The sequence below is a fragment of the Salmonella sp. SA15303 genome (assembly GCF_029962125.1).
GTDB lineage: Bacteria > Pseudomonadota > Gammaproteobacteria > Enterobacterales > Enterobacteriaceae > Salmonella > Salmonella enterica.
The window spans coordinates 100,522-118,344 of the sequence record NZ_CP123924.1; the positions used below are offsets into that span (position 1 = coordinate 100,522).

The 17,823-nt window shown below is 54.2% G+C and carries 15 protein-coding genes; 5 read left to right on the top strand and 10 right to left on the bottom strand.

Features of this window, described 5'->3' with window-relative positions; genetic code table 11:
* Positions 1–17 precede the first annotated feature (17 nt).
* Positions 18–1,727, bottom strand: a complete 1,710-nt coding sequence (locus tag QEN31_RS00490; RefSeq protein WP_000766669.1) for an AsmA family protein — start codon at positions 1,725–1,727, stop codon at positions 18–20.
* 120 nt (positions 1,728–1,847) lie between these two features.
* On the bottom strand, positions 1,848–3,239 hold the full coding sequence (gene xanP / locus QEN31_RS00495) for a xanthine/proton symporter XanP (protein WP_000115428.1): 1,392 nt from the start codon (positions 3,237–3,239) through the stop codon (positions 1,848–1,850).
* 227 nt (positions 3,240–3,466) lie between these two features.
* Here xanP and gltS point away from each other — a divergent pair, with 227 nt between their 5' ends.
* Both gltS and QEN31_RS00505 read left to right on the top strand, forming a co-directional pair.
* Positions 3,467–4,672 carry a sodium/glutamate symporter gene (gene gltS, locus QEN31_RS00500; RefSeq protein WP_000462256.1) on the top strand — a complete coding sequence of 402 codons (1,206 nt, stop codon included), beginning with the start codon at positions 3,467–3,469 and terminating at the stop codon, positions 4,670–4,672.
* Between the two features lie 2 nt (positions 4,673–4,674).
* Positions 4,675–5,526: a hypothetical protein gene (locus QEN31_RS00505; protein WP_000745468.1), complete on the top strand. Its 852-nt coding sequence runs from the start codon at positions 4,675–4,677 to the stop codon at positions 5,524–5,526.
* Between the two features lie 2 nt (positions 5,527–5,528).
* On the opposite strand, the gene recG is transcribed toward QEN31_RS00505, so the two are convergent.
* Genes recG through gmk form a run of 5 tightly spaced genes read right to left on the bottom strand, consistent with a single transcriptional unit; the run spans position 5,529 to position 11,393 of the window.
* On the bottom strand, positions 5,529–7,610 hold the full coding sequence (gene recG / locus QEN31_RS00510) for an ATP-dependent DNA helicase RecG (protein ID WP_000016759.1): 2,082 nt from the start codon (positions 7,608–7,610) through the stop codon (positions 5,529–5,531).
* A gap of 5 nt (positions 7,611–7,615) precedes the next feature.
* Positions 7,616–8,305, bottom strand: coding sequence for a tRNA (guanosine(18)-2'-O)-methyltransferase TrmH (trmH, locus tag QEN31_RS00515; RefSeq protein ID WP_001068437.1), 690 nt, complete (start codon positions 8,303–8,305; stop codon positions 7,616–7,618).
* A 4-nt stretch (positions 8,306–8,309) separates the two neighbouring features.
* Positions 8,310–10,421: a bifunctional GTP diphosphokinase/guanosine-3',5'-bis pyrophosphate 3'-pyrophosphohydrolase gene (gene spoT / locus QEN31_RS00520; RefSeq protein WP_000280481.1), complete on the bottom strand. Its 2,112-nt coding sequence runs from the start codon at positions 10,419–10,421 to the stop codon at positions 8,310–8,312.
* An 18-nt stretch (positions 10,422–10,439) separates the two neighbouring features.
* Entirely contained in the window at positions 10,440–10,715 is a 276-nt protein-coding gene (gene rpoZ / locus QEN31_RS00525) for a DNA-directed RNA polymerase subunit omega (protein WP_000135058.1), read from the bottom strand.
* Between the two features lie 54 nt (positions 10,716–10,769).
* Positions 10,770–11,393: a guanylate kinase gene (gmk, locus tag QEN31_RS00530; RefSeq protein ID WP_000046966.1), complete on the bottom strand. Its 624-nt coding sequence runs from the start codon at positions 11,391–11,393 to the stop codon at positions 10,770–10,772.
* A gap of 256 nt (positions 11,394–11,649) precedes the next feature.
* Between gmk and ligB the strand changes: the two genes are divergently transcribed.
* Complete coding sequence (gene ligB, locus QEN31_RS00535; protein WP_052944297.1) at positions 11,650–13,335, top strand: NAD-dependent DNA ligase LigB; 1,686 nt, start codon at positions 11,650–11,652, stop codon at positions 13,333–13,335.
* Here ligB and QEN31_RS00540 read toward each other — a convergent pair.
* Together QEN31_RS00540 and QEN31_RS00545 are read right to left on the bottom strand one after the other, a co-directional pair.
* The gene (locus QEN31_RS00540; RefSeq protein ID WP_000924334.1) at positions 13,332–13,949 is read right to left on the bottom strand and encodes a trimeric intracellular cation channel family protein; all 618 of its coding nucleotides are present in this window, start codon (positions 13,947–13,949) and stop codon (positions 13,332–13,334) included. The two genes, ligB and QEN31_RS00540, sit on opposite strands and share 4 nt — an antisense overlap.
* Before the next feature lie 250 nt (positions 13,950–14,199).
* Entirely contained in the window at positions 14,200–15,081 is an 882-nt protein-coding gene (locus QEN31_RS00545; RefSeq protein ID WP_001082962.1) for an HARLDQ motif MBL-fold protein, read from the bottom strand.
* Between the two features lie 73 nt (positions 15,082–15,154).
* Here QEN31_RS00545 and QEN31_RS00550 point away from each other — a divergent pair, with 73 nt between their 5' ends.
* Positions 15,155–16,057, top strand: coding sequence for a LysR family transcriptional regulator (locus QEN31_RS00550; protein WP_001050866.1), 903 nt, complete (start codon positions 15,155–15,157; stop codon positions 16,055–16,057).
* Between the two features lie 49 nt (positions 16,058–16,106).
* Here the strand turns inward: QEN31_RS00550 and QEN31_RS00555 are convergent, their stop codons facing one another.
* Positions 16,107–16,970, bottom strand: coding sequence for a YicC/YloC family endoribonuclease (locus QEN31_RS00555; protein ID WP_000621352.1), 864 nt, complete (start codon positions 16,968–16,970; stop codon positions 16,107–16,109).
* 125 nt (positions 16,971–17,095) lie between these two features.
* Here QEN31_RS00555 and rph point away from each other — a divergent pair, with 125 nt between their 5' ends.
* Entirely contained in the window at positions 17,096–17,812 is a 717-nt protein-coding gene (rph, locus tag QEN31_RS00560; protein ID WP_001247078.1) for a ribonuclease PH, read from the top strand.
* Positions 17,813–17,823: the final 11 nt, after the last annotated feature.

Here is a 17,823-nt window from a genome sequence, read left to right on the forward strand (position 1 = left end):
ACCGGGAAAGCCCTCAATTACAGCGTTGGCTCCGTTGACGTAACTTCCCCGCCGGACACCACGCCCGCTTGCATCGTCTGTGTTATCTGCTGCTTTTGTGCGTTGACCGCGTGTAATTGCCCGTTTACCGTCGGTTTCAACGGCGCATCGGCCTGAATATTGCCGCTGGCCGTGAGCTGAATATTGCCATCGCCAGCAATCGGTAATGCCGGCCAGCCCCACTGCTGTAGCACATCCATTGGTACGCCGCGTCCGTTCAGGCTGATTTGCGTCTGACGCTGCGGCAGTTGCGATACGCTGGCAGTGGCTTCCAGTATCCCTTTTCCAGTAAACGCGCTCAGATCGCTGATGTTGACCGTGCTGGCATTAGCCGTCAACGACAGCGACGGGCGGCGCACGTCCACACGGTTAAAGGTTGCCGCTGCGGCGTTGAGGGTCGCATTGCCGCTCCAGACGCCCCATTGATGATGTTGTACCAGCTCCAGGTTTGCGCCGTAGCCGTCCAGAGCGGTGATTTGCCACGGGAAGGCCGGGTCGATATCAATCACCAGATTGCGGCTGGCGCTGAATTTTTTCAGCGTCAGGCTGTTCAACCAGTCGGGCAGCGGCTTCATCCATAACTGCTTCCAGTTTTCCGGCAGCGTATACTCCAGCCCGGCGATAGCGGTATCGTCCAGAATAAGCGCTTTGCCTTCGCGTAACCAGGCGCCGGAAGTTCTGACCATACCGCCTTCCCAGCGGGTAGTGAACTGGCGTAGCGCAACGCCCTGTGGTGAAAATTCGGCGTTCAGGATTGGATCGAGCAAGTGCAGTGAGCCGTAAATAAACTCGCTGGCATTCATCGATAATTTACCTTCCTGGCTTTGCCAGTCTTCTTTGCGCAGAGTCAGATTGCGCAAACTCAGGTCAAGATCGGTGACTGCCCAGTCTGGTCCTTGCAGGCTGGAGTCCGTCACTTCAAGACGACTAATCTGCAAAGATGGAACCGTAGTAAGCGGCGCGAAAAACTCGCTCAGGGATTTATCGCTTTGTAACCGAATATCATTCAGCCGCAGATTTTCAACGACCCAACTACCATCAGCGTTACGCCGGGCGACGCCGGTTAACGCTCCGCGCGCCATATCGGCGCCGACGGTGTTTAACATCACCTGATTATGGTCGATACTGCCTTCAATAAGCACATTCGTGGCGGGAACGTCGTTTAACGTCAGCGAACCAGCGCTCAGTTGGATCTGGGCTTTATTGCCCAATACCCGACCGGCCTCGGGGCGCCAGGGCATAACGCCGCCGTTAACGCGCTGGGCGCTCAATCGCCATTCGCTACCGGGGCTATTGAGCGCCATATTGCGAAGTTGCAGGCGGTCGGCCTCAAACGGGAAAGGGGCGGTTTGCACTGAAATATTCAGCGTGCCGTCCTGTAACAGAATCGTGTCGACATGCAGCGGCGCGGTTAACTGGCGAATGCTCAGACCGATATCTACGGTTTTCGCGACCAGGGTAGCAGGCTGACCATCACGACCAAAGGTCACATTCTCCAGTAAAAGATGGGATGGGGCGGAAAAACGATGATCCATCACGTCGAATGTGAGGTGATAACCGCTGTTCTCTGATACCCAGTTGCTGACATGATCTGCGCCCCAGCGCGTTTGCAGCAGAAAATAAAAGCCGAAAATCACCACTAAACAGGCGATCAGCACGTAGAGAAGCAACCTCCCAATCAATTTCATGGTCTTCCATCCCGTGAAATGCACATAGGGGATTTATGCACGATTTGCGTGCAATCCTCAAGACAGGAATGGTGAAAGAGCGTTACAGCAGCGGCGAATCGTGTCGCCGCCGCAGGGTTTTTACGGTTTTTCCGGCGGGAGAATCAGGTTCAGCACGATAGCCGTGATGCCGCCAGCGGCAATTCCGGATGAGAGCAGATTTTTCACCCATTCCGGCGCGAACTGCAGGATCTGCGGCTGTTGCGAGACGCCAAGACCCACGGCCAGCGACAGGGCGATAATCAGAATCGCGCGGCGGTTCAGTGGCTCACGCGAGACAATACGCACCCCGGAGGCGGCAATGGTGCCGAACATCACCAACGTGGCGCCGCCGAGCACCGGTTCCGGGATATGCTGCACAAAACCGCTTACCGCCGGGAACAGGCCGAGTACAATCAGCATCAGCGCGACGACAAATCCCACATAGCGACTGGCGACGCCGGTCAACTGAATGACGCCGTTGTTCTGACCGAAACAGGAATTCGGGAACGTATTAAATACCGCTGAAACAAATGAGTTCAGGCCGTTAGCCAGTACGCCGCCCTTTAGCCGTTTCATGTACAAGGGGCCGGATACCGGCTGCTCGGAGACATCAGAGGTGGCGGTGATGTCGCCGATGGTCTCCAGCGACGTAATCATAAAGACCAGCATCAACGGCAGTAACAGGTTCCAGTCAATGCCCAGACCATAATACAGCGGGGTCGGCACCATCAGGATGTCCTGTGAGACCGGCGCGTTATTCTCAGGCAACATGCCCATAAACCAGGCCAAAAGATAGCCTGCCGCCATGGCAATAACCAAAGAAGCCACGCGCAGGTAGGGATTACGCTGCCGATTCAGCAGGATGATAATGGCCAGGACGACGCCGGCCAGTAACAGGTTTTTCGGTGCGCCAAAGGTGTTGTCGCTCATGGCGGCATAGCCGCCGCCGATGGAAGTTAGCCCCACCTGAATCAGCGACAGGCCAATAATCATCACCACGACGCCGGAGACTAACGGCGTGATAATCCGGCGCGCCAGATGTAGAATGCGAGAAAGCACCATCTCGGTGCAGCTTGCCAGCATCAGCGTGCCGAACAGCGCCGCCATCATCGTCGGGACGTCCGCGCCGCCGGTTTTCAGCGCGGTACCGCCCATAATCAGCGGGGCGACAAAGTTAAAACTGGTTCCCTGGATGGATAACAGCCCCGATCCTACCGGCCCCCACGCTTTGATTTGAATAATAGAGGCTACGCCGGAGGCGAACAGCGACATGCTGATAATGTGCTGCGTATCCTGCGCCGGTAAACCCAACGCCTGGCAGATTAACAGCGCTGGCGTGATTACCGCGACAAACATGGCCAGCAGATGCTGACAAGCGGCAAAAAGGGTTTGAGGGAGCGGCGGGCGATCTTCAAGACGGTAAATTAATTCGCTGTTTTGCGTCTGCGCAACCGGTTGCGCATCTGCCGGCTCGATGGCGTTAACGGACATCAGGGACATTCTCGTGGTGGAAAAGCGGTGATTTTATCTGACCAGATGGTAAAAGCAAACGATTGCGAGCGAATATTCTTAATATTTAAAAAAGATAAATGCACCTTTTTATATAACTTTTTGCCTTTTTCTGCTTAAAATCCATGCCGAAGACTCGCAAAGAGCTAAAAAACTGACTCAGGAAATGATTTGTGCGCACATGTCACAGCGCACTACAGGAGCTTTAAATGTTTGAACTCGATACCTTATCGACCCTTGTCGCCGCCACGCTGGTGCTGCTACTGGGTCGCAAGCTGGTCCAGTCTGTCTCCTTATTGAAGAAATATACGATTCCGGAACCGGTGGCGGGGGGATTACTGGTCGCGGTTGCTCTGCTGGTACTGAAAAAAAGCGTCGGTTGGGAGGTCAACTTTGATATGACCCTGCGCGATCCGTTGATGCTGGCGTTTTTCGCGACGATCGGCCTTAACGCTAACCTTGCCAGCCTGCGCAAGGGGGGACGCGTTGTTGGCGTCTTCCTGGTCGTCGTGGTCGGATTACTGCTGATGCAGAATGCCATCGGTATCGGCATGGCGAGTCTGTTGGGGCTGGACCCGTTAATGGGGCTGATTGCCGGGTCAATTACGCTGTCCGGCGGACACGGTACCGGCGCGGCGTGGAGTAAACTGTTTGTCGAACGTTATGGTTTTGCCAGTGCCACCGAAGTTGCGATGGCATGTGCAACCTTTGGCCTGGTGCTGGGCGGGTTGATTGGCGGCCCGGTAGCGCGTTATCTGGTGAAACACTCCACCACGCCGGATGGAATGCCTGACGATCAGGCCGTGCCGACAGCCTTTGAAAAGCCGGATGTGGGCCGTATGATCACCTCTCTGGTGCTAATCGAAACCATCGCCCTGATTGCTATCTGTTTGACCGTGGGCAAAATCGTAGCGCAGCTACTGGCGGGAACGGTGCTTGAACTGCCGGTCTTCGTTTGTGTGCTATTTGTTGGGGTGATCCTCAGCAATGGCCTGGCGCTGGTGGGTTTTTATCGCGTATTTGAGCGTGCTGTTTCGGTGCTGGGGAACGTGAGTTTGTCACTGTTTCTGGCAATGGCGCTGATGAGCCTGAAGCTGTGGGAACTGGCGTCACTGGCGCTGCCGATGCTGGCGATTCTGGTGGTACAGACCATCTTCATGGCGCTGTACGCGATCTTCGTCACCTGGCGCATGATGGGGAAAAACTATGATGCGGCGGTGCTGGCGGCGGGTCACTGCGGTTTTGGCCTTGGCGCAACGCCGACCGCCATTGCTAATATGCAGGCGATTACCGACCGTTTTGGCCCCTCGCATATGGCGTTCCTGGTGGTGCCGATGGTCGGCGCGTTCTTTATCGATATCGTCAATGCGTTGGTGATCAAGCTGTACCTGATGCTGCCAATGTTTGCCGGATAAAGATGAAAAAACGTTGCCGTCAACCTGAAACCCTGCGTGAACGCTGCCGTCATATTTTTGGCGATGAGCCGCCGGTTCTTAACGTGTGGGAAGCGGAGTTTGACTATGCCGATGCTGAGTTGCAGGCGCTGGCGGCGACGGACTGGCGGCAGATTACCGATTGGCATCTGAGCGTTTATTATGTGCTGAATCTGGTTTACCACGAACCGATGCAGCCGGAATTGTTTCGTTATCTGTTTCCGCTGTGCCTTGCCTGTTGGCGCGAAACGCTGTTAACCCATGGCTATGGCGATCACTTCGAGGAGTCTTTCCTGCGTGCGTTACGGCGGCCTTATCTCTGGCGGGAAATGATGGATGCCGCTCAGCGTCAGCAGGTACGGCATTTTTTGCTGGAGACCATGCTGGCGCGAATCAATCACGAGCGCGGTTTCAACTCTCCGCTGACCTGGCTGGATACCTTCAATGTTCTCGGCGGCATTGCGCCGTTTATCCGTTCGCTCTGGAATCAGTGGTGGTTACTGGATACGCCGGGTAAAGCGGTATGCGCGTTGCAGTACGCCGCACATTTAATTTATCCGGTAGAGGTTAACCCGCTTTGGCCAGAAGGCTCGTGGCAGTGGCAACCGCCATTAGGTGCGACGGAAGAACCGTGGTTGGAAAATAATCTGGCGTTTTTAACCCGGCAGTTAACGTCGGAGATGATCCTCGACGGGGTGCAGAAGGCGGCGGAAATGCTGCGGGACGAGCCGGAGAGTGCGATGGCAACGCGTATCTCGCGCGATGCCCTGGCAGCCCAGGACGTTATCGCTATCCAGATTGAGGATCTTCTGTTGGCTCTGTCGCGCGGCGAATAGGATTAGGCGTTGGAATAACGTTCGGTTTCCGGCATCCAGCGCTCAATCAGCGCTTGTGCCTGCTGTGGATAACGTTCGTGAATATGACGGGCAATACGCTGAACTTCGGGGATCATGGCTTGATCACGCAGCAAATCAGCTACTTTAAATTCGGCGTTACCCGTCTGGCGCGTGCCCAGTAATTCCCCCGGGCCGCGAATCTCTAAATCTTTTTGTGCAATCACAAAGCCGTCGTTGCTGTCGCGCAATACCTGTAAACGCTTCTGCGCCGTTTTCGACAACGGCGATTTATAGAGCAGCACGCAGTGCGACGCGACCGCGCCACGGCCAACGCGTCCTCTGAGCTGGTGTAACTGCGCCAGGCCCAGTCGCTCCGGGTTTTCAATAATCATCAGGCTGGCGTTAGGAACATCGACCCCCACCTCAATCACCGTAGTGGCGACCAGCAGATGCAGTTCACCCTGCTTAAAGGCCTGCATCACCGCCTGTTTTTCGGCGGGCTTCATGCGGCCGTGTACCAGGCCGATATTCAACTCCGGTAACGCCAGCTTGAGCTCCTCCCAGGTGGCTTCCGCCGCCTGCGCTTCCAGCAGGTCGGACTCTTCAATCAGCGTACAGACCCAGTAGGCCTGACGGCCTTCGGTTGTGCAGGCGTTGCGCACACGATCAATGATTTCATGGCGACGGGTATCCGGAATAGCAACGGTAGTGACAGGGGTACGGCCCGGCGGTAGCTCGTCAATCACCGAGGTATCGAGATCGGCGTAGGCAGTCATCGCCAGGGTGCGAGGAATGGGCGTTGCGGTCATGATCAACTGATGTGGGTGAAAGCCCTGCTGCTGGCCTTTTTCCCACAGCGCCAGACGCTGGTGGACGCCAAAGCGGTGCTGCTCATCGATAATGACCAGCGCCAGCCCGTTAAACTGCACCTGTTCCTGGAAGATAGCGTGAGTGCCGACAATCATCTGCACCTGACCGCTGGCAATAGCCTCTTGCTGCGCCTGACGCGCTTTACCTTTTTGTTTACCGGCCAGCCAACCCACTTCAACGCCCAACGGTTCGAACCAGTTGCGGAAATTATTTGCGTGCTGTTCAGCCAGCAGTTCGGTCGGCGCCATCAACGCCACCTGCTTACCGTGGGCAATAGCGCGCAAGGCGGCAAGCGCCGCAACCAACGTTTTACCGGAACCCACGTCGCCCTGAACCAGACGCATCATCGGCACATCGAGCGCCATATCACGTTCGATCTCTGCCACCACCCGCGCCTGCGCGCTGGTGGGTTTAAACGGCAACGACGCCAGCAGCTTGTCTTTCAATATGTTGTTGGTACTTAGCGGCTGCGCGTGATAGCGCTGCGCGCCAGCGCGCAGGGCCAGCATACTCAGGTTGTGCGCCAACAGCTCTTCAAGGATTAAGCGCCTCTGCGCCGGGTGCTTACCGGTTTCTAAATCGGCGAGCTGGAGTGTCGGCGGCGGGCGATGCAAGGTACGTAGCGCCTCCGGCAGGCTCATCATACCCTGCGCCAGTTCCGGCGGTAGTAGTTCGGCAATGACGCAGGTGTCGAGCAACTCCAGCGCCTGATCGGTAAGCTTGCGCAGTGTCGCTTGCTTCACGCCCTCGGTGGTCGGATAGACGGGGGTGAGCGTTTCCTGAAGTTCCGGCGTGCTGAGATCGCCCTGCAGGCGATATTCCGGATGGATCATCTCTGCGCCATACTTGCCGCGCTTCGCTTCCCCGTAGGCCAGCACACGTCGTCCCGTCGCCAGGCTGTTTTTCATCGCCGCGTTAAAATTGAAAAAGCGCATGGTAAGAATGCCGGAACCGTCGCTAATCTGGCAGGTCATCATCCGACGACCACCGAAAGTGATGTTACAGTTCAGCACTTCGCCTTCAACGGTGGCGTAGATGCCAGGTAGCAGTTCGCCAATGGGGTAGAGATGCGTACGGTCTTCGTAACGCAGAGGGAGGTGAAGCAGGAGGTCCTGCACGGTATGCAGGCCAATTTTCGCCAGTTTACTGCTTTGCGCTGCGCCGACGCCTGTCAGGGAATTGAGCGGAACAGCGTCTAACAAGCGGCCTGACATGGTGATTACCCTGCCGCCTGCATCGTCGCCCACCAGTCAGCATCGGCGTCTATTTCGCCCTGCTGATTGACGCGAGGATAAGGCAGACCTTTACGTTTAGCGACTTTCGCCAGCACCGGATAACCACCCTCAAACAGCAGGCGCTGCTGTTCATATTCCGGCAACATGCTATTTTCACGCAGATACATGCCCGCGTTCTGACGCTGGCGCTGGGCTTCATAAAGAATGAGCGCGGAGGCGACGGAAACGTTCAGCGACTGTACCATGCCGATCATAGGAATGATGATATCCCGATCCGCCAGGTCTAATGCTTCCTGAGTAATACCGGTTTTCTCCTGACCCATCAGAATACAGGTCGGGCGCGTGTAATCAATCTCGCGAAAGTCTACGGCTTTATCAGAAAGATGGGTTGCCAGAATCTGCATTCCCCGTCCTTTCAAATGGGCTACCGCATCGCCAATGGTACGGTGAGTTTTCACCTGTACCCAACTGTTGCTGCCCGCCGCCGCGGAAGCCATGGTGCGCATCCGGCTACCTGGCCAGATAGCATGGACTTCATGGACGCCAACGGCATCTGCGGTACGAATGATTGCAGAAACATTATGAGGTTTGTGGACTTGCTCCATGCAGACCGTGAGATCAGGCTGACGCCTGGCGAGCATTTCGCATATACGCGCATAACGTTTTGGATTCATAGCGCTAGTTTCGGTTACGGGTGACTTTAATGACGTCTGGCATCACGCGGATTTTGCGCATGATATTCGCCAGATGTACGCGATCACGTGCGGTAAGGCGAATAAAGGTACTATAGACGCGACCATCTTTCTCTTCAGTATTCAGGCTTTGAATATTGGAGGTGGTGGTATTAATCGCCGCCGTCAGGTTAGCCAGCGCGCCCTGATGGTTAAACATTTCCACCTTGATTTCGGTAATGAATTCCTGCTCCGTCTCTTTGTCCCATTCGACCGCCATAAATTTCTCTGGCTCTTTCTGGTATCCACGGATATTACGGCAGGATTCATGGTGGATCACCAGTCCTTTACCTGGGCTGACGTGAGCGATGATCGGGTCGCCTGGGATCGGACGACAACACTTCGCAAAGGTGATAAGCACACCATCCGCGCCTTTAATCGGCAGGTGGCCGTGATTCGATTGCGCAACGGTCGGCACCACGGCTTCGCCTTGCTGCAGATTTTTCGCGACCACTACGCTCATCGCGTTGCCGAGACCGATTTCCGCCAGCAGATCGTCAAGCGTTGCCAGCTTCATACGATCCAATTCGCGCTGAATATTTTCCTGCGGAATTTCCGCCAGCTTACGACTGCCGCCTAAAGCATGGTTAAGCAGACGACGGCCCAGGCTTACGGAGTCATCACGTTTGAGGTTTTTCAGCAACTGACGAATTTTAGCGCGCGCTTTAGAGCTGACGACAAAGTTCAGCCAGGCGGCGTTGGGACGCGCGCCCGGCGCGGTAATAATTTCGACGGTCTGACCGCTGCTAAGCGGCTGCGACAGCGGATAAGGCTGGCGGTCGACACGCGCGCCGACGCAGGCGTGACCGATGTCGGTATGCACTGCATAGGCAAAATCCACCGGCGTAGCGCCAGCGGGCAGTTCGACAATGCGCCCTTCCGGGGTGAAAACGTAAATCTCATCCGGGAAGAGATCGGATTTTACGCTTTCGATAAATTCAAACGAACTACCGGCGCTCTGTTGTAGCTCCAGCAGGCTCTGCATCCAGCGCTGGGCGCGGATCTGCGCCGTGGTGCTGGTCTCACCGTGTTCTTTATACGCCCAGTGCGCCGCGACCCCCATTTCCGCCATCTGATCCATATCTTCGGTACGGATCTGGACTTCAACAGGAACGCCGTGCGGGCCGATCATCGAGGTGTGCAAAGACTGATAGCCGTTCGCTTTGGGAATGGCTATATAGTCTTTCACGCGTCCCGGACGCGGCTTATAGAGACTGTGCATCTGGCCGAGTACGCGATAGCAGGTATCGGAGTCATGAACGATCACGCGAAACGCGTAAATGTCCATGATCGAGTGAAAACGCTGCTCTTTGAGCACCATTTTGCAGTAGATCGAGTAAAGATGTTTTTCGCGACCGCTAACGCGACACGGAATTCCCGCCTCTTGCAAACGTCCTTCGATTTCAGAGAGGATTTTTTGGATCATCTCTTTACGGTTGCCGCGCGCCGCTTTTACCACTTCTTTGATGACGCGGTAACGATTGGGATACAGCGCTTCAAAGCCCAGCTCTTCCAGCTCGGTTTTGATGTGATGAATACCTAAACGGTGCGCCAGAGGACTGTAGATTTCCAGCGTTTCACGGGCAATACGACGACGTTTATCCGGGCGTAACGAGCCCAGCGTGCGCATGTTATGGGTACGGTCAGCAAGCTTAATGAGAATGACGCGGATATCCTGCACCATCGCCATAATCATTTTGCGAAAGTTTTCGGCCTGCGCCTCTTTCTTATCGCGGAACTTGAGCTTATCAAGTTTCGACACCCCCTCTACCAGCTCGGCAACGCTTTTACCGAAAAGCTGTTCCATGTCCTGATAGGTGGCGGGGGTATCTTCAATCACGTCATGCAGCAGAGCGGCCATCAGCGTTTCGTAGTCGAGTTTCATCTCGGCCAGAATACAGGCCACCGCTACCGGGTGCGTGATATAGGGTTCACCGCTTGAACGTGTCTGGCCCTCGTGAGCGTCACGTGCAACGAGATACGCCTGCCGAAGACGCTTAATCTGGTCTTCCGGCAGGTAGGTTTGAATCAGTTGATTCAGGCTTTCAAACAGATACAAGGGCGACCCGCTTTGTGATTAACGACGACCTTCAGCAATAGCGGTAACGGCTTGTAATTCAGCGGCTTCCTGCTCTTGCTGTTCCTGGCGCTCGCGGACGTCGAGGATCTGGTTGTTAATCAGACCTTCTTCGATTTCGCGCAGCGCGATAACGGTAGTTTTATCGTTTTCTTCCGGTACCAGCGGATCCTTTCCGCCTACCTGCATCTGACGAGCGCGACGCGCGGCGACCAGTACCAGGTCAAAACGGTTACCAATTTTCTCTACAGCGTCCTGAACAGTTACGCGTGCCATACTTAAAATGCTCCACAGGTGAAGAAATGACTGGGCATGATACTGAAAGTGGGTTCAGTCTGCCAACAATTTGCTGATTAAAGCGTCATGACGCTGCTTTTGGCGGCTCATACGCAGACGTTCAGCGCGAATGATGGTTTTCAAGTCGCTTAACGCGGTATCAAAGTCGTCATTCACAATAAGATAATCATATTCGGCGTAATGGCTCATTTCTGCAACCGCTTGCGCCATTCGTTTGGCAATGACTTCTTCGCTATCTTGCCCGCGGCCGCGTAAACGGCGATCCAATTCGATCTTTGATGGCGGCAAAATAAAAATGCTGCGTGCTTGCGGCATCTTTTCGCGAATTTGCTGGGCGCCCTGCCAGTCGATATCCAGAAAAACATCAACGCCGGTTGCCAGCACTTGCTCAATGGTTTCGCGCGAAGTGCCGTAGTAATTGCCAAACACTTCCGCGTGCTCCAGAAACGCCTCCCTGCCAATCATGGTTTTAAACTCATCATGATTTACAAAGAAATAGTGCTCACCGTGCACTTCACCCGGACGCGGCGCGCGCGTGGTATGTGAAACGGAAACCTGAGTGTCATACAACGGTTGGGTTTTTAATAAAGCCTGAATCAGGCTGGATTTACCCGCGCCACTGGGGGCAGAAACAATATAAAGCGTACCTTGAGCCATGAGTATCTTACGTCTGTGATTATCGAAATAGAGCCTTGATACGGGCTTATTATACACATCGCCGTTATGCGACGTAGTCTTTGTCACACTTTTTGCGCCAGATTATTGCATTTTGCGTCCCTTTTTCCGCTTTTATCGCGTCGTTGCAGCAACCCACCAAAAAATCTGGAAAGCGGCTCGGATGGTGCATTTTTACCTGTCGGTTTTTATTCACTAAAGCGCTATACCTGCCGGGCAATGTGCGCAGGAGGTTGTGATGAGATTATGGAAAAGTATGGCGTGGGGAATTTTATTGTGGCATTCGCAGAGTGGGGCGCTTTGCCCGGCCTGGCCGCCAGCAAGGGCCGCTGAAGAAATCACCCGTTTACAGCAACAGCTCGCTGACTGGAATGACATCTACTGGAAACAAGGTGTTAGCGCGGTTGACGATAGTGTGTACGACCAGCTCAGCGCAAGGCTGGTTCAGTGGCAACGCTGTGTTGGTCAGGATGTTTCATCTACTCCGGTTTCACCGCCGTTAAACGGTACAACAATGCACCCTGTTGCACACACGGGCGTACGTAAACTCGCGGACCGACAGGCGGTAGAACAGTGGATGCGCGGGCGCAGCGAGCTTTGGGTACAGCCAAAAGTGGATGGCGTAGCGGTAACACTGGTTTATCAAAACGGTAAACTGACCAGGGCCATTAGCCGGGGTAACGGACTACAAGGCGAGGACTGGACGCCAAAAATTCGCCTGATCCCCTCTATACCGCAGACAACACAAGGCGCGCTTGCTAACGCGGTGTTGCAGGGCGAAATCTTTCTACAGCGCGAGGGACATATCCAGCAACGGATGGGCGGGATGAATGCGCGCTCGAAAGTCGCAGGAATGTTAATGCGCCAGGATAACGCCTCCGCGCTAAATTCGTTGGGTATTTTTATTTGGGCGTGGCCGGACGGTCCGGCAAATATGCCCGAAAGATTAAGCCAACTTGCTAAGGCTGGATTCAGTCTGACGAATAAATATACCCTGGCGGTAAAAGATGCCAGCGAGGTCGAGCGGGCGCGCCAGTCATGGCTGACGTCAGCATTACCCTTTGTAACGGATGGCGTAGTGATACGCATGGCTAAAGAACCTGCGTCACAACACTGGCGACCCGGGCAGGGCGACTGGCTGGCAGCATGGAAATATCCGCCAGTAGCGCAGGTCGCGCAAGTGAGCGCTATTCAGTTCTCGGTGGGGAAAAGCGGCAAAATTACCGTAGTAGCGTCGCTTGTCCCCGTTATATTGGATGATAAGCGGGTTCAGCGGGTCAATATCGGTTCTGTGAAACGTTGGGAAGCGTGGGATATCGCGCCGGGCGATCAGATCCTGGTGAGTCTGGCCGGGCAAGGCATTCCCCGGCTTGATGAGGTCGTCTGGCGGAGTCGTGAGCGGAGTAAGCCTGTACCGCCTGATAGCCATTTCAACTCGCTGACCTGCTTTTACGCGTCGGCAACGTGTCAGGAACAGTTTATCTCCAGGCTGATATGGCTGGGGTCACGGTCGGCGTTGGGTCTGGACGGAATGGGTGAAGCCAGCTGGCGGGCCTTGCATCAGACGCATCGCTTTGAGCATATCTTCTCCTGGCTTACCCTGACGTCAGCGCAAATAGCCAACACGCCAGGCTTTGCTAAAGGAAAAAGCGAGCAGATATGGCGGCAATTTAACCTGGCGCGCCGGCAGTCGTTTACCCGCTGGATCATGGCGATGGATATCCCCTTAACGCAGGCTGCATTACAGGCCAGCGGCGATCGTTCATGGGAGCAGTTATTAATGCGAACAGAGCAACACTGGCGGCAGTTACCAGCGACGGGCGAGCGTCGTGCCGGGAGAGTTATCGACTGGCGGGATAATCCGCAGATCAAAACGCTGAGCAGATGGCTGGCTGCTCAGCATATTCCCGGATTTGGGTCTTAGTGCCCTTCATGGCGGTAATAAAATACCGGCAGGCCAAGTTTAAGACGTAGCGCTAATAACCTTGCTGTAAAGCCAAACAGTAGCGTAGAGATAACGACGACATCCGGATTCATGACGTAATGTTGCAGCGCAATATAGAGCACCGCCGAGGCGAACGAAATGCCGGCATATAGCTCTTTTTGAAACACCAGTGGAATGCGTTTGCAGAACATATCGCGGAGCACGCCGCCAAAGACGCCGGTAGTGACGGCGGCTACCACGGCGATAATTGGCCCTTCGCCCATATCAAGGGCTATCTGAGCGCCAATAATAGAGAAAACCACCAACCCCAGCGCGTCAAGTACCAGGAAAAGCTTGCGTAAATAGGGCATGACGGGGGCAACAATGGTGGTCAATACAGCGGCAGTCGCCACAATAATGACATATTCGGGATGCTTCACCCAACCCAGCGGATAGTGACCGAGCAGAATGTCGCGAACCGAGCCTCCACCAATGGCGGTGGCGGTAGCAATAATAATTACGCCGAATGTATCCATGCGACGACGACCCGCAGCGAGTGCGCCCGTCATGGCCTCGGCAGTGATGCCAATTAAATAAAGAACGTGCAACAGCATGATTTCCCCCTAATTTACTGGGGGCGAAGATTAACGATTTGTGCGCTGTATCACGATTGAGATTTTCTAAGGCATTACACGATTAATAAATTTTAGTAATGATTTTAAATTTATGATTAATAATTATTTATTATAAATATCAATAAATTGAACATCATTTTTGTGGTTTATTGTATGCGAGGTTTTTCTATTTTGACTTAGATAAATTACCTGAACGGCGCCCTGGACGCGCCGCCAGTGAGTCATTTCATTATGGCTGCTGTGCGGTAAGTTGTGTGATGAAGCGCTGACGCGAGCGTTCTACATACTGTTGCAAGCCATTGGAATCAAAGAATGCCTGCGTATCGCCGTTGCGAAGTTGCTGTCGTTTCTCCAGTAGCCCGAAGCGGTCACCTTTATTGGCAATAAAGATATCGACATGCTGGGCGGCCAGTGTCTTAAAGCTACCCTGAATATCAGTAACCAGGTCAGGGTAATTTTTGTTGTTAATCAGCAGATAGTCGGGCGTGGCGAGACTGTCAGCGTAAATTAGTGTCTTGCCGTTGCGGAGCGTTACGCGCCAGGAGGTTGAGCCGGGTAGATGCCCAGGCGTGAATAGCGCTGTCACGGTTATCCCTCCGAGGATGATGCTTTCCTGGTGGTGGATAATTTTATCGGTGGTGACGGGCGGGAAGGGGAGCGCATCGCCAAGCGCAAAATCCTCTCGTCCACCCCTCGCCATCTGATCGGCGTTGGGTTGGCTGGCGACCAATTGTGCGCCGCTCCACGCTTTCAAACGTGCCATGCCCCCCGCTTGATCCAGCCGCGCATGGCTGTTCAACAGATAGCGCACGTCTGTGAGGCGGAATCCTGCCGCTTCAATATTCGCTTTAATTTGCGGTGCGCTTTCATCCAACCCCGCATCAATAAGAATATGCCCTGCCGGAGTGGTCAGCAGAATAGAAGAGAGATTTTTCGTGCCGACATACCACACGCCTTCTGTGATTTGAAACGGCTTTATAGGCTTAGCCCACGCTTTAAACAGTGATAACGGAGGCGCGGGTGATAACGGTTGTGAAGGATCTAATGCCGCCATGGCAGGAAGTGCTGATGTTGAAAATATACATACAAAGAATAATGCATAGCGATTCATAATGTTCTCCTGATTGAAGCGCCCGCAGTATACCTGGCAGTAATTTAGCTAGGTTCAATAAGAGAGACGTTTAATGAACTTGCTGCAAATGGATATGAACCTGTTAAAAGTACTGTATGTGCTGCTGGAGACGAGCTCTACGGGGAAAACGGCGCAAAAGCTGGCTTTGTCGCCTTCTGCGGTAAGTCATGCGCTAATGAGATTGCGCGATGCGCTAAACGATCCGTTGTTTCGACGGGAAGGGAACCGCCAGATTGCTACGCCTTATGCGCAGGCGCTGCGTGACAAATTGGCGCCTGTGTTTGTTTCGCTTAATGAGGAGCTGTTTGGCGATAAAGAGAACGGCTCCCGTTGTTTCCGGGTGGTACTTCCTCCCGCATTGAACGCGCTGCTTACGCCTGTTCTCGCAGAGAAAGGTCATCTTCATCAGGCGGTGATCGAGTGCCTTCCTTTTGCCCGCCGACCCTGGCGTGATGAACTGTTGGATAGCTCGGTTGATTTGGTGCTGGCAATTGGCGACCATCAAAAGCAGGTCAGCGCTCTGCATTACGAGCGGGTGGGGACTACGCGTTTGATCGCGGTTTATGGCGCGCCATTGCGTTCACGTCTGGAGAATGCCACAGCGTTGAATTTTGCTGATCTGCAGCATTATCAACACATTTACTGTTTGCCGTGGACAAAAGAGAACAACGAACTGGACAGGCAGCAGGCTCGTGCCGGGTTTGAACGTCCGCTGGCGTTTGTTTGTCATGATTACAGTCAACTTGCGCCTGCTGTCCAGTCGGCGCCGCTAATGGCGATTGTACCGCGCCCCTGGTATGAAAATTTATCCGATAAGCGCGGTCTTTTTGTCCTGCCGCTTGCCGGGGAGCAGGCGGAAGGCGCTATTTTTATGCAGTATCGGGCTTCAACGGTAGAGTGGAAGCGACGCCTTATCGACGCTATTCGCCGGAAATTAAAAACGTACTACCGATAAACGCGAGAGCCCGCATAAGGCGGGCTCTGTGACATATTGAGCGCCAGAATTATTCAATATTCTGGATTTGCTCGCGCATTTGCTCGATCAACACTTTTAATTCAATAGCGGAGTTAGTTACATCAGCGTTGATGGATTTGGAGGCCAGGGTGTTCGACTCACGGTTAAATTCTTGCATCATAAAGTCCAGACGGCGACCTACCGCCTCTTTTTTCTTCAGAATGTTGTAAGTCTCTTTGACGTGCGCTTCCAGACGATCCAGCTCTTCCGCCACATCAATGCGTTGCGCCATCATCACCAGCTCTTGCTCCAGACGGTTGTTTTCCAACTGAACCTGAGCATCTTCCAGCTTCGCGACCAGGCGCTCACGCTGCCATTGCAGGATTTCCGGCATATGCGCGCGGACTTTCGCTACTTCGGCGCTGACGCCTTCCAGCCGTTGTTCAATCAGCGCTTTCAGCGCCTGGCCTTCCGTTTCGCGCGCGACGATAAAGTCATCCAGCGTACCGTCCAGTGCGGCTAAAATTTCTGCGGCAATCGCGTCCAGATCCTGCTCTTGCGCCGCCATGACACCTGGCCAGCGCAAAATATCAACCGGATTGATTTCCCCTTCGTCGCTCTGCATTTTGACCCAGTTTGCGGCGCTAACTAATTGTTTCGCGAGCTTTTCATTCAGAATAAGCTCGCCTTGCGCGCTGGCATCGGGTTCAAAACGCAGCATACATTCGACTTTGCCGCGCGTCAGGCGTGTACGAATGCGTTCGCGCACGACGGGTTCAAGACTACGGAACTGTTCCGGCAGACGAAAGTAAGTTTCCAGATAACGCTGGTTTACCGAGCGCATTTCCCAGGTCGCGCTACCCCATTCACCCTTGATTTCACGCCGGGCGTAGGCGGTCATACTGCGGATCATAGATGTTCCCGTTTTTAAAGGAGAGATGAGGGGATTATAGCTATCCAGGCCTTGTCAGGATAGGAATAACCATCGGAAGTCCGTATAATGCGCAGCCACATTCGTTTTAAGCCGGAGATCTCAATATGCGTCCAGCAGGCCGTAGCGCTAATCAGGTGCGTCCCGTAACCCTGACCCGTAACTATACAAAACACGCTGAAGGCTCGGTACTGGTCGAATTTGGAGATACCAAAGTGTTGTGCACTGCCTCCATTGAAGAAGGCGTTCCACGTTTTCTGAAAGGACAAGGCCAGGGGTGGATCACCGCAGAGTATGGCATGTTGCCTCGCGCTACCCATACCCGTAACGCGCGCGAAGCGGCAAAGGGTAAGCAGGGCGGCCGTACTATGGAAATTCAGCGTTTGATCGCGCGTGCGCTGCGTGCGGCGGTCGATCTGAAAACGCTCGGCGAATTTACCATTACGCTGGACTGCGATGTAATCCAGGCCGATGGCGGTACGCGTACAGCGTCTATTACCGGCGCCTGCGTGGCGTTGGCGGATGCGCTGAATAAATTGGTTGCCAACGGTAAGCTGAAAACCAACCCGATGAAAGGCATGGTGGCGGCGGTTTCCGTAGGCATCGTTAACGGCGAAGCGATCTGCGATCTGGAATATGTTGAAGATTCCGCCGCAGAAACCGACATGAACGTCGTGATGACTGAAGACGGCCGTATTATTGAAGTACAGGGTACCGCGGAAGGCGAGCCGTTCAGCCATGAAGAACTTCTCACTTTGTTGGCGCTGGCCCGAGGGGGAATTGAATCCATTGTGGCGACGCAGAAGGCGGCGTTAGAAAATTGATTTTAAGGCGA